This window comes from Pseudidiomarina mangrovi (assembly GCF_003999375.1).
Taxonomy (GTDB): domain Bacteria; phylum Pseudomonadota; class Gammaproteobacteria; order Enterobacterales; family Alteromonadaceae; genus Pseudidiomarina; species Pseudidiomarina mangrovi.
In genome coordinates this window covers 68,589-81,240 of sequence record NZ_RJLC01000005.1, presented here as the reverse complement: position 1 = coordinate 81,240, position 12,652 = coordinate 68,589, and the positions used below count along the sequence as shown (strand labels likewise).

The 12,652-nt window shown below is 51.9% G+C and carries 12 protein-coding genes; 6 read left to right on the top strand and 6 right to left on the bottom strand.

Going from position 1 to position 12,652, the window contains the following annotated elements:
- Position 1: 1 nt before the first annotated feature.
- Positions 2 to 1,546 (bottom strand): type I restriction-modification system subunit M, encoded by a 1,545-nt coding sequence (locus EFO84_RS01175; protein ID WP_127346231.1) that lies wholly within the window; start codon positions 1,544 to 1,546, stop codon positions 2 to 4.
- 231 nt (positions 1,547 to 1,777) lie between these two features.
- Entirely contained in the window at positions 1,778 to 2,641 is an 864-nt protein-coding gene (locus EFO84_RS01170; RefSeq protein ID WP_127346230.1) for a YicC/YloC family endoribonuclease, read from the bottom strand.
- A gap of 162 nt (positions 2,642 to 2,803) precedes the next feature.
- Here EFO84_RS01170 and rph point away from each other — a divergent pair, with 162 nt between their 5' ends.
- Both rph and pyrE read left to right on the top strand, forming a co-directional pair.
- Positions 2,804 to 3,517 (top strand): ribonuclease PH, encoded by a 714-nt coding sequence (gene rph, locus EFO84_RS01165; protein WP_127346229.1) that lies wholly within the window; start codon positions 2,804 to 2,806, stop codon positions 3,515 to 3,517.
- Between the two features lie 26 nt (positions 3,518 to 3,543).
- The gene (pyrE, locus tag EFO84_RS01160) at positions 3,544 to 4,194 is read left to right on the top strand and encodes an orotate phosphoribosyltransferase (RefSeq protein WP_127346228.1); all 651 of its coding nucleotides are present in this window, start codon (positions 3,544 to 3,546) and stop codon (positions 4,192 to 4,194) included.
- Positions 4,195 to 4,212: 18 nt separating this feature from the next.
- On the opposite strand, the gene EFO84_RS01155 is transcribed toward pyrE, so the two are convergent.
- Complete coding sequence (locus tag EFO84_RS01155; protein ID WP_127346227.1) at positions 4,213 to 5,916, bottom strand: type 1 glutamine amidotransferase family protein; 1,704 nt, start codon at positions 5,914 to 5,916, stop codon at positions 4,213 to 4,215.
- A 140-nt stretch (positions 5,917 to 6,056) separates the two neighbouring features.
- Between EFO84_RS01155 and EFO84_RS01150 the strand changes: the two genes are divergently transcribed.
- The gene (locus EFO84_RS01150; RefSeq protein ID WP_127346226.1) at positions 6,057 to 7,529 is read left to right on the top strand and encodes a hypothetical protein; all 1,473 of its coding nucleotides are present in this window, start codon (positions 6,057 to 6,059) and stop codon (positions 7,527 to 7,529) included.
- Here EFO84_RS01150 and EFO84_RS01145 read toward each other — a convergent pair.
- Positions 7,483 to 7,947 carry a tRNA (cytidine(34)-2'-O)-methyltransferase gene (locus tag EFO84_RS01145; protein ID WP_127346225.1) on the bottom strand — a complete coding sequence of 155 codons (465 nt, stop codon included), beginning with the start codon at positions 7,945 to 7,947 and terminating at the stop codon, positions 7,483 to 7,485. The genes EFO84_RS01150 and EFO84_RS01145 overlap by 47 nt on opposite strands.
- A gap of 73 nt (positions 7,948 to 8,020) precedes the next feature.
- On the opposite strand from EFO84_RS01145, the gene fieF reads away from it, so the two are divergent.
- From fieF to EFO84_RS01130, 3 genes are read left to right on the top strand one after another with little or no spacing between them, the layout of a single operon-like run.
- A complete protein-coding gene (fieF, locus tag EFO84_RS01140) occupies positions 8,021 to 8,944 on the top strand; it encodes a cation efflux pump FieF (protein WP_127346224.1) in 924 nt (307 codons plus the stop codon).
- Complete coding sequence (locus tag EFO84_RS01135; RefSeq protein ID WP_127346223.1) at positions 8,941 to 9,672, top strand: glycerophosphodiester phosphodiesterase family protein; 732 nt, start codon at positions 8,941 to 8,943, stop codon at positions 9,670 to 9,672. Before fieF ends, EFO84_RS01135 begins: the two co-directional genes overlap by 4 nt.
- Positions 9,657 to 10,586 carry a hypothetical protein gene (locus EFO84_RS01130; RefSeq protein ID WP_127346222.1) on the top strand — a complete coding sequence of 310 codons (930 nt, stop codon included), beginning with the start codon at positions 9,657 to 9,659 and terminating at the stop codon, positions 10,584 to 10,586. Before EFO84_RS01135 ends, EFO84_RS01130 begins: the two co-directional genes overlap by 16 nt.
- On the opposite strand, the gene EFO84_RS01125 is transcribed toward EFO84_RS01130, so the two are convergent.
- Entirely contained in the window at positions 10,520 to 11,905 is a 1,386-nt protein-coding gene (locus tag EFO84_RS01125) for a sensor histidine kinase (RefSeq protein ID WP_127346221.1), read from the bottom strand. The genes EFO84_RS01130 and EFO84_RS01125 overlap by 67 nt on opposite strands.
- Positions 11,906 to 11,913: 8 nt before the next feature.
- Positions 11,914 to 12,591, bottom strand: a complete 678-nt coding sequence (locus EFO84_RS01120; RefSeq protein WP_164742348.1) for a response regulator transcription factor — start codon at positions 12,589 to 12,591, stop codon at positions 11,914 to 11,916.
- Positions 12,592 to 12,652 lie beyond the last annotated feature (61 nt).

The following is a 12,652-nucleotide window of genomic DNA, read 5'->3' as shown; positions in this document are numbered from 1 at the left end:
CTCAAACACCCTCAATCTCCGCCACAATCGCATCAATATCTGCACGCAATTGGTCAATCTTGGCAACGGTAGTTTTCAGCTCAGCGTTGAGTTCGGTAATGTCGATAACTTCGCGATTGTCTTTGGCCTCAACATAGCTGCTGACGGAGAGGTTGTAGTCACTTTCTGCTACCTTCTCGAATGGTACCGACTTGGCAAAGTGCTCAACATCCTCTTTACTTGCAAACACCTTCATTATCTGCTCGATGTGCTCATCGGTCAGTACGTTGTTATTGGTTTCCTTCTTGAACAAGTTACTCGCGTCAATAAACTGCGTACTGGTGTCTTGCTTATGCTTCGAGAGCACCAAAATGTTGACTGCAATCGTGGTACCAAAGAACAAGTTTGGCGCTAACGAAATCACGGTTTCAACGTAGTTGTTATCCACAAGGTACTTACGAATTTTCTGCTCAGCACCGCCGCGATAGAAAATGCCCGGAAAGCAAACAATGGCTGCACGGCCTTTGCTTGAAAGGTAACTGAGTGCGTGCAATACAAAGGCGAAGTCAGCTTTTGATTTAGGCGCGAGTATGCCTGCAGGGGCAAAACGCTCGTCGTTAATAAGCGTTGGGTCATCGCTACCTATCCATTTCACCGAGTAGGGTGGGTTAGAAACAATGGCATCAAACGGCTTGTCATCCAGAAAATGTGGGTTAGTGAGCGTGTTTCCTAACTGGATATTGAACTTGTCGTAGTTGATGTTGTGCAAGAACATATTCATACGGGCAAGGTTGTAGGTGGTATGGTTAATCTCCTGCCCGAAGTAACCGTCTTCAATACGATGTGGGTCCATGTGCTTACGGGCTTTCATCAACAACGAGCCGGAACCAACAGCTGGGTCGTATATTTTGTTGATACGTTCTTGGCCATGAACAGCCACCAAAGCTAATAGTTCAGATACATGTTGCGGCGTAAAGTACTCACCGCCTGATTTCCCGGCATTCGCTGCGTAGTTTGAAATAAGGAATTCGTAGGCATCGCCGAATAAATCAATTTGGTTATCTTCGAAGTTGCCGAAGTCTAACCCGGCTACGCCCTTTAATACCGCCGCTAAGCGTAGGTTTTTGTCTTTGACGGTATTACCCAAGCGATTGCTGGTGGTATCAAAATCTGCGAACAAGCCTTTAATGTCATCTTCCGATGCATAGCCGTTGGCTGAATTTTCAATTTCACCGAAGATGCGGGCGAGGTCGGTGTTCAGGCTCTCGTTGTTGTTCGCGTTCTTAGCAACGTTCACGAACAATTGGCTTGGGTAAATAAAATAGCCTTTGGTTTTAATGGCATCGTCTTTGATGTCGTCGGTAATTACCGAGTCATCAAGCGATGCATAGTTGATGCTTTCGTCACCGGCTTCGATGTAGCTGGCGAAGTTTTCGCTGATAAAGCGATAGAACAAGGTACCGAGTACATACTGCTTAAAATCCCAGCCGTCTACTGAGCCACGAACGTCGTTGGCAATCTGCCAAATTTGGCGCTGAAGCGCGGCGCGCTGTTGGGTACTTGTCATTTTTATATCCCTGTCTTAATCCATTTTGAGCTTGTTATTAATATGCTTAAAAAGATACCACAATCTGTGCGCGTGAAACCTGCAAATATTTGTGATAGAGACTCTGTAGAGCACACACAAGAAAATCAACCGGGACTGGTAGCCCCGATTGTCCATATAGCGTGATTGAGCGTCGTTTAATTTAGGCGGATATCACAGATGATGGTCCAGTTATTTGAACCATTCTCAGCGTCACTCGATGTTCTGGATCTGCTCCCGCATCTGCTCAATCAGCACTTTCAGCTCTACCGCAGCGGTGGTGACATCGGCGCTAATGGATTTAGAGGCTAGGGTGTTCGCTTCGCGGTTGAACTCTTGCATCATGAAATCCAGGCGACGGCCGCACGCGCCACCTTTGCGGAGGATTTTGCGGGTTTCGGCTACGTGAGTGTCGAGCCGATCCAGTTCTTCCGCTACGTCTACCCGTTGCGCCAGCATCACAATTTCGGCTTCAACGCGGCTGGGGTCGAGGTCTACTTTGGCTTCGGCGAGGCGGTTCAGCAAACGCTCGCGCTGCCATTGCAAAATTTCCGGCATGCGGGTGCGCACAAAGGCGGCCTGTTCAGCCACGCCGGCTAGGCGCTCACTGATCAACCGCTCAAGCGCGGCGCCTTCACTGGCGCGGTTAGCAATAAACTCGGCCAAGGTGGTTTCAAAGGCGGCTAATACGTCGGCCTGAATGGCGTCCATATCCTCTTCTTGCTGCGCCACCACGCCGGGCCAACGCAATACATCGAGTGGGTTAAGCTGCGAGCTGACCGACTGCCCAGAAATCCAATTGGCGCTGGCAATCACGCTTTTGGCTAACTCTTCGTTCAGGCTCAGGCTAGTTTGCCCGCCAGTTTCAATATGCAAGCGCAGCGAACATTCTACTTTGCCACGCTGCAACTGCGCCCGCAGCCGCTCGCGCAAGCTGTTCTCTAGGCTGCGAAACTGCTCGGGTAAGCGAAAGTAGGTTTCTAGGTAGCGTTGGTTTACCGAGCGCAGCTCCCACGCCGCTGTGCCCCATTGGGCTTTCAATTCGTGGCGCGCGTAGCCGGTCATACTTTGCATCATAAGTTAAGCCTTGTGCTATTCAACTGAATGAGCGTCAGTTTACACCATTGCTGGCTGGCATTCATAATTCTGCTGCAGCGCAGAAATTTGCCGCATGCTCTGGTATACTTCAGCAACATTTTTTGGGTTGCCACAGGCAGCCACTTAGCAAGAGGAATTCGTATGCGTCCAAGTGGCCGTACTGCTCAACAAATCCGCCCGGTAACCATTACCCGCAACTTTACCCGTCATGCCGAAGGCTCGGTGTTGATTGAGTTTGGCGACACCAAAGTACTCTGCACCGCCAGCGTCGACCGTGGCGTACCGCGCTTTCTTAAAGGCAGCGGCAAGGGCTGGGTCACCGCGGAATACGGCATGCTGCCACGCTCTACCCACACCCGTAACGAGCGCGAGGCGTCACGCGGTAAGCAAGGTGGCCGTACGCTAGAAATTCAACGGCTGATTGGCCGTGCCTTGCGCACCTGCGTGGACCTCAGCGCGCTGGGCGAAAACACCATCACCATTGACTGCGATGTACTACAAGCCGATGGCGGTACCCGCACCGCGTCTATTACTGGCGCCTGTGTGGCCTTAGTGGACGCGCTGAACTGGATGCGTAAAGAAGGATTGGTCAAAACCAACCCGCTGAAAGGCCTAGTGGCCGCTATCTCGGTCGGTATTTATAATGGTACGCCAGTGGCCGACTTGGATTACGCCGAAGATTCCAAAGCTGACACCGACATGAACGTGGTGATGACCGAAGCCGGCAAGTTTATTGAAATTCAAGGCACTGCTGAAGCCGAGCCATTCGCGCTGGACGAAATGAACGCCATGCTCGAGCTGGCGCGTCACGCCGTTCGCGAACTGATGGATTTACAAAAAGCCGCTTTAAATTAACCGTATCATTAAGCACGAGACGCACTATGAAAGATTACCAACGCGAGTTTATTCAGTTTGCTATTGACCGTGGGGTCCTGAAATTTGGTGAATTTACGCTGAAATCAGGCCGCACTAGCCCGTATTTTTTCAATGCCGGGTTGTTCAACAAAGGCGCTGACTTAGCCCGATTAGGGCGCTTTTACGCGGCGGCGTTAGTGGATAGCGGTGTCGACTTTGATGTGCTGTTTGGCCCGGCTTACAAGGGCATTCCAATTGCTACCGCGGCGGCTATTGCGCTGTATGATCACCATCAGCGCGATGTGCCTTACTGCTTTAACCGCAAAGAAGCCAAAACCCATGGCGAAGGCGGCAATTTAGTCGGCTCGGCGCTGCACGGCAAAGTGATGTTAGTGGATGACGTGATCACCGCCGGCACCGCTATTCGCGAGTCGATGGCGATTGTGGAGGCCAACGGTGCGGAGTTAGCTGGGGTGCTGATTGCGCTGGATCGGCAAGAGCGCGGCCAAGGCACGCTCAGCGCTATTCAAGAAGTGGAGCGCGACTTTGGCGCGACGGTGATCAGCATTGTTAAACTCAACGATGTGATTGCCTTCTTAGCCGAATCGGCCAATGAGCAGCTGGCAGCATACCTTGACGCGGTCAAGGCCTACCGCCAGCAATACGGCATCGCCTAAGTCACCAAGCCAACCAGGTTACAGATTCTTCTGCGGCTCCCAAGCAATACCCATGCGCGCATTCATCACCTGACATTCACCACCGGCAATTTGCCGCGTGGTGCTGTCATCGCCCAGCAAGGTTAAGCGGAACTGGCCATCCAGCGCGGTCACGCTGTCGCGTTCATTACACAACAAGCGCAGCGAGTCAGCTAAACCGCGGTCGCTTAAAAAGCGCGTGGTCGGTGCCTCGGTCACTACTCGCCCGGCTGTCGCCAGCTGCACATCAGCAATGTCGCCATCGCCAAAGCGACCAGAACTGCCCGCCATTACATAATGAAAGGTCGATGCTACCGCGCTGTCGTTCTGTACCGGCGCCACGCTAAAAAACACCCCGCCGCGGCCAATCACTTCAAATGCTCCAGTACGAGTATTCACCATCAGCCCGGTTTTCTCATCGATGCCGAGCGCCAATGGCGTACTGGTGGTTGCAGCTAACCGTAACAAGCGGCCGTGGCGGCCTTTTTCAGTAAATTCGGTATCAATAATGGCTGGGCTAAACCAACCCAAACCACCTAACGGGTGATAGGTCAGGCTGTCTTGGTTCAAGCCTAACGGGCAGCTGTCATCTAAATCGCAGGCGCCACCGGCTGGGTCTGCGGCACGAGCACCTTCTTTCATAGCCATTTCGCTGCTGCCACCGCTCAGCATCGCCCGTGCCGTGAGTGCGGCACTAGCGCCACCCATGGCCGCAACCACCAATGACTGATTCTGCAAACGCCGATACATGGCTTCGGTCAGCGCCGTGGGCTGGCCCAATGGCGTGAGCATGGCCTGGCGTAACAGATGCGCCGAGCCATCGGCAAAAAACACGCCGTGAGCATCGCGCAGTAATTCCGCGCCAGCAGTTAAATTCTGACAATAATCGAGCTGCTGCTGATGCCGTGCCGGATGCACCTTAGCGCGTTGCCAAGTAGCCAATAGCTCAACGCGAATATCAGCGAGCGCCGCGCAGCGTTGCGTGAGTTGCGCACTATTGACCGCCGCATCAATGGGTAACCACGTAACATCTGCCCCTGCCGACTCAAGCAGCCGGGTATAAAAGTCGGCCGCCCCTAAGCTATCGCGCGCCGCTGCAGTCACCACCAATACCTTGGGGCGCTGCCCTTCGGCGGTCAAACTGCGTGCTTGTAGCACCAAACCACGCACCAACTCGCGACTGGCTAAATCAATATTCATGTTCAGGTCTACCACTTCTTGGCGGTCTGTTGGCGTTGGCATTTCCAAATGATCAACAATCAGGCGCATCTCTTGATCCGATAAATTATCGTATACATAGGCGGTAGCGCGACGGCCAAACTCGTCCATAAAGGTGTATTCTGACATGACATCTTGGTTGACCCGCTGCTTGATAATGGTCAACGCTTCGCGCACTTGGTCACGCATAGTACGACGATGAGCCGGCCATAAGCTGTCATCTAATAGCGCTTTCATATTCCGCTCAGACAAACTCAGATAGCGCTCAATACGCATGGTGTTGCGGTCAATCCAGCGGGTATCGTCGCAGTTGTTACTTTGCATGGTCGAGCAAATACGCAGATTTCCGCCAGCCAGCAACAGGTTATAGCGCGGCGGGCTCTTGTTAGCGCCCTCGGCAGCTCCTTCGGTGCTACTTTGCGCGTGGCTCGACAGCGAGCTCAACAGGGTGACAACGGCGGTCATTAACAGCGCCAACTTATGCATATCTCATCTCCAACATCATTAGTACCCACCACAACAGGCACGGCGCTCACGCTAAAGGCAAACGCGCGTAGAGTCAAATCAGTTAATGATCCAGTCAAATTATGCTAATTTAGAGGCACTCAAGGCCTTAGGAGTTCCCCATGCGCGCAGTTACTCTTACCCACTATTGGTCACGGCTACTGCTAGTTATTACCACGCTGGTTATTACCATGCTAGTCACTACCAGCGCTGCCGCAAGCACCACACTAAGCTTTCGCCAGCCAGAAGCGGGGCCTATCCCGACCTATGTGAAAGCGCTGATGGAAGAGGCCTACGCCGAACTCGATATTGAATTAACCTATTTAGATATGCCGCGCGCTCGCAGTATTGTTGAAGCCAATGCCGGTCGTATTGCCGGTGAGCTAGGCCGTCTGCCGGGCCTCGAGCAAGACTATCCGAATCTGATCCGAGTTGATTTTCCGTTGTTTCAATATCAACTAGTTATTGTTGCTGACCGCCGCCAATGTGGCCTGTGTGAACTGAATGACCTGGAAAACTTAGCCTATGTGAATGGCATGCAGGGTGTCGAGCACTTACTCGCCGAGCACGACTATCAACGCCCGGTCGTGCAAGCCTTGGACCTAGAACAGCTACAATTGATGTATCGAAGCCATCGCGTGAAGGCTATTATTCTCAATGATTTTGAAGCGCAGCAACTGGGCTTGCTTGATGACCCACATAATATTGCCGTGCCAGTGCTGACCGAAATCGGCTATCACTATGTGCACAAGCAGCATGCGGCCTTAGTGCCACAGCTTTATGAGGTGCTCAACAGCATGCATAGCGCTGGTCGAGTCACCGCTATTATGCGTGAAGCAGGCGCTCGCAGCAGCCAACCCAGTGAGTTTATTGCGGCGCCGCAATTTGGTCGTGTGAGTGCCACCGCCGGCCATTGGCGTAGTTACACCAATTTGGACGGCACCGGCGCCTATTTTGAATTACTACGGCGTATTTTTGGTCCGGTATCTAATCAACTTGAACTCAATGCCAATACCTATCAACGAGCGATCTTGGGCCTTGAAGAGCAACGCTTTGATATCTTGATTGGTACCTACGCCAATCATCAACCCGATAATGCGATTATTTCACGCTTACATTTTGATTATGACCGACCATTATTCGTTTTCGCTCATACCGAACAAGCCATCAACGCCATCATGAAAGGCACCTTTGAACCGCTCATCTGCCACGTTGCTGGCTACGGTTACGACAAATTTCTGCCGCAGGGGCTGAATTACTACCATACCAGTAATACCTTGGATTGCTTCGCCATGCTGGACTTGAAGCGCCTTGGCGCGGTGGTGGCTTATCGTGAAAATGCGCCCGATTGGATGAGTGCACCCTATCAATCGCAGCAGGTGCACGGCAGTTTACCGATCCACATGGCCTTTCAGGACACGCCGCGCGGTCGTGAACTGCGCGATTGGTTTGATCTGCGCCTGAGCGAGCTAGTTCGCAGTGGTGAGATTGCAGAGTTTTATAGTCAGACTGACTTAAAACGTTCGACCTACATACTCAATTTGCCGCCTAACCCGCCCCAGCAAAGTTTTGTTGGCGCCACGCCTCGTAAGTAATAATCGCTACGGCATTACTGAGGTTCAGCGAGCGATTGTTTGGCATCATGGGAATGCGAATGAGCTGTTGCGCTGGAAACTGATCACGCACGTCAGCCGGTAAACCGCTGGTTTCTGAGCCAAACAACAACACATCGTCGGCTTGGTAATTGACCGTGCTGTAACCTACCGAGCCCTTGGTCGTGCAGGCAAAAATACGGCGCCCAGTCATAGCTTTGGCAAACTGATCAAAATCCGCATAGCGCGTAACGCGGCTTAAATCGTGGTAATCCAAGCCCGCCCGACGTAATTTTTTCTCTTCAAGGTCAAAGCCAAGCGGCTCAATCAAATGCAACATACAACCGTTGTTGGCCGCTAAACGAATAATATTACCGGTGTTGGCCGGCATGACGGGTGTATGTAAGGCAATATGAAACATAACGAATTGTTCATTCCTATCGGTCAATGAGTTGGTTAGAATAGCAGAATTATGAATTCTGTAAGAGTAGCTCATGGCTGTTTCTAAAACGCCACAACGTGATTATGCCGCATGGGTAAAACTAGCCACCCGTGCGTCGGTCACAGTGGCCATGTTATTGATCGTGGTCAAAGCCACAGCTTGGTTGTTAACCGACTCGGCCAGTATGTTGGCCTCTCTCACCGATTCCATGCTCGATGGCGTGGCGTCCTTGTTTACCTTTTTTGCCGTGCGTTATGCTATTTTGCCCGCCGACGAGGAACACCGATTCGGTCACGGTAAAGCGGAATCGCTGGCGGCACTGGTGCAATCCGCACTTATCACCGGCTCGGCCATGCTGCTAGCGGTGCACAGCTTCCAACAATTTTACAGCGGTAGCGAAGTGCAACGTCATGCCATTGGCATGTACGTATCGGTATTTGCCATTGTCGTGACACTGGCGTTGGTACTGTTACAGCGCATCGTCATGCGTCACACTAAATCCCAAGCCATTGCCGCGGATGCCTTGCACTTCCGCTCGGATATTTTACTGAACGTTTCGGTATTAACAGCCATTTATTTGACCAGCCAAGGCATTCAATGGGCCGATAGCGTGTTTGCCATGCTTATTGCTGCGTACCTAGCATTTGGTGCCATTCGTATTGGCTGGGAGGCATTCCAGTCGCTCATGGACAGGGAATTACCTGATAGTGAGCGCTTACTAATTATTGACACGCTATTGAATACGCCAGGCATTGACGGTATTCACAAACTGCGTACCCGCAGTGCTGGGCAAACCCGCTTTGTGCAATGCCATATTGAACTGAATGACGGCTTGTCATTAGAGCAAGCTCACGACATCACCCATGAAGCAGAGGGGCGGGTTGAGGCGTTATTCCCAGAGACCGATGTGTTTTTACATATGGACCCACAGTCGATTGTCGACCCAACCAACTCTATTCGGAAGAGCAATCCATGAACTGGCTAAGCCATACTCCTATTGCGCATCGTGGCCTGCATGATGAGGCCGCTCCGGAAAACTCGTTGCTAGCCATTGACCAAGCCATTGCCGGTGGTTTCGCTATCGAGATTGATGTGCATTTGAGTGCCGACCAGCAGGTGGTGGTGTTCCACGATAGTACCTTAAAGCGCATGACAGGGCTGGATGGCCGACTTGCCGATTTCACCCTGACTGAACTGCAGCACATCAATTTAGTGAATAGCGCATGTCATATCCCATCATTGGCCCAAGTGTTGGAGCGCATCAATGGGCAAGTGCCGTTGCTGATTGAAATTAAGAACAAAGGTCAGGTAGGCCCGTTAGAGCAAGCGATTGCCGCACAACTGGATAACTACACCGGCGAATTTGCCCTGCAATCATTCAATCCTTACAGTATGGCGTGGTTTGCCAAACACCGTCCGGCTTGGTTGCGAGGCCAGCTATCGTGCGACTTTCGTGATGAACATGACATGGCGTGGTTAAAGAAATTTCTGCTTCGCCATTTGCTGATGAATCATATCAGCCAACCCCATTTTATTGGCTATGATGTTCGTTGTTTGCCTGCCTGGGCGGTGACACGGGCCCGTAAGACTGGTAAAACCGTTCTAGCCTGGACGATAAACAGTGCGACAAAACAACAACATGCGAACCAATTCGCAGACAATATTATTTTCGAAGGATTGAATGACCCATGGTTGAAGAACTAACCCGATACTTACCCTCTGATATCGAATTTATCTCTCAATTTATCGGCGAAATTGCCCTACTGGCGGTGCTGTTTGTACTGCGCCTGATCGGTATCGATTTTTTTATTAAATTCTTGCGGCTCTACCATTATCTCGCCATGGTCGTGACCTACGTGGTGAGTCGACGTAAGTTTATTTTGCTCTACACCGATGCCGATGATCAGGGCGCCAGCACCTATCGCTTATTACAACAACTGCAGCTCGCTCAGCGTGATCGGAAAGTGCGTTTGGTGGCGTTAAAAAGCCCCGAGGATATTCTCAAATGGCCACTCAGTGCGCGCTTCGTTGATGCCGTGACGTTACTTATTTCAGACGTATCACCATTGAGTACCAACGCCCGCACCCGTGATTTGATCCAACACAAGCTCGTTAAGTTTGTGCACAACGGTGGGCTATTGATTCTCGGTCACGATGCCCTGTACCGTCGCTCACGCAACCATATATTGCAGCAGCTGTATGGGGTCACGCTGACCCAGTTTGATCCGCGCAAAGGGCAAAAGGTGTGCTATCAGAAAAATACCGACCCAGAACGTTCGTGCGCGGTAAGCGCATTACTCACTGGGCTGCCCGAACAATTTGAACTGGATGACGGTGAGGTGGTGACTGGTCAATGGCCGGTATGTACCGAGTTTTTATACGTTGCTCCAGCCACCGCGAATTTCCCCGCGGTGCCGCTGGTGACGGTGCAACGTATTCAGCAAGGTCATGCCATTTGGCTCAACAGCGGTGATCATTCACCAGATGGGCCACCGCATTCTATTGGTAAGCCCGATCCATTGTTCGTGACTTTACTCGATGGGCTGCTGCGTCACGCCCGCTCTGTAGTGCCGTGCAATGGTAACGAGATGGTCACTTCCAGCCCGCCATCAGGGTGATTGCGCGCACTGACACTGCCACCTAATACGGTGGCAGCACGCAAACTTAGGGCCATACCGAGACCAACGCCAGCCTTATGGTGGCGGGCTGGATCACCACGGAAAAACGGTTCAAACAATTGCTGTAACTGCGCCTCAGGCACGCCATCACCAAAATCACGGATGGCAATAGCGAAGCTGTCATCTGCCAACTGACAACTCAAATGTACTTCGTTATCGGTGTACTGCAAGGCGTTGCGCACTAAGTTTTCGATGACTAACCGCAGTAGCTCGCTATCGCTAGCAATGACCGGCCAATCACCGCGTTCACCGTCGTCATCCGGTAACACCTTCACCCGCTCGCCAAGCTTGGCATCCACATAAATTAAATCAGCAACTAATTGCTCCACCAGCTGGCGGGTATCGAGCTCCAGTCGATTGAGTTTCACTAAACCATTTTCTAACCGTGACAACGACAAAATGCGTTCAATAATGGCGCTAAGACGCTCAACATCGCGGTGCATCTGTTGCAAATGAGGGTTATCGCTATCTTCGTCATCTTGGCTCAGCATCAGCGCCACTTGCATGCGCGCCAGCGGCGAGCGCAGTTCATGCGAGACATCGCTTAATAAGCGCCGCTGTGCATCGCGAGACACGGTCAAATCATGGGCAGTAGTATGTAATGCACGGGCAAGTTCACCGAGCTCGTCACTGCGCCGAGGGAGTTGCTTGAGCACCAGCGGTGCATCGCTACCCTTAGCAATTTGCCGCGTCGCCATGGTGAGAATGCGTAACGGCCGCACCAGCCATATACCTAAAATGATCGCAATCACCAAACTACCGACAAACAACGCGGTGGTTTGCGCCTCTTGCGCCCGTTGCTCGCTGATGACCTGCTGTAGACGCTCCTGCTCGGTGAGTGGTCGCGTCAGCAAAATTTTATATTGCTCAAGGCTAAACGGTCCAATCAGCATACGGTCACTCACCGGCACCTGCTCGGGTTCGCTAGCTTCTAATTGCTGCATTAACACACGCTGATGACTACTAGCCAACAATCGGTCTAACTGCAAGCGCTCTGGGCCGCTGGCACCAACACTCGCAGCGACCCGATAATTGCCGGCAAGTAAGCGCCCTGGGGCCAATGAACGGAAGGTTTCGACATCACTTAACAGGGGCGCAAGACTATTCTGTACCTCAACCGGCAACGGCTCTGGCAGCACCGGTTTACTGAACCATAGCGCTAACAGGTAACCGCTGCTGGCGACACCGAACAGCAGCATCCAGAACAGCACTAACAAGCGAAGAGAGAGTGACTTATACCACCGCGTTCGTTGCGTCATAACAGGGCTTAGGCCAATTGCAGCAGGCGATAGCCGCGTCCACGAACGGTCTGAATGCGCTCAGGATTATGCTGAATCTTCTTACGAATATTACTGATATGCACATCAAGGCTGCGGTCAAAAGGCGCTAATTGACGACCCAATGCCGCCACCGACAACTGATCTTTGCTGACCACTTGCCCCGCGCCTTGTACCAAGGTGCGCAGAATGTCGAATTCAGTCGGGGTTAACTCCAGCACCACCTCATCACAGTGCACTTCGTTCTGCAGTGGATTCACCACAAACCCAGCATACGCAATAGATTCCTGCCGAACGGTGGTATTAGGGGTACGGCGCAACAACGCTTTCACCCGCGCCACTAATTCTTTCGGATAAAACGGTTTGGCCAAATAGTCATCGGCACCGAGTTCAAGCCCAGCCACGCGATCATCGTCGTTACCGCGCGCGGTCAACATTAAAACCGGAGTACTGCGCGACTGCTGACGTAGGCGTTGTAATAACTGAAAGCCGTCTATGCCTGGCAACATAACGTCAAGTAAGATGAGGTCATAAGAGCCGCTGAGCGCCCGCGCTAGGCCAGTTTCGCCGTCGGCAGCCAGAGTCAGTTTATAGCCTTCCTTGGTGAGGATTTGCGACAACATGTTGCTCAATTCAGCATCATCATCAACAAGTAAAATCTTACTCATGATTCGGTTCCTGTTCATTAGGGTTGTTTACAATCTAAAGCATTATGTAAAGACCGTAACG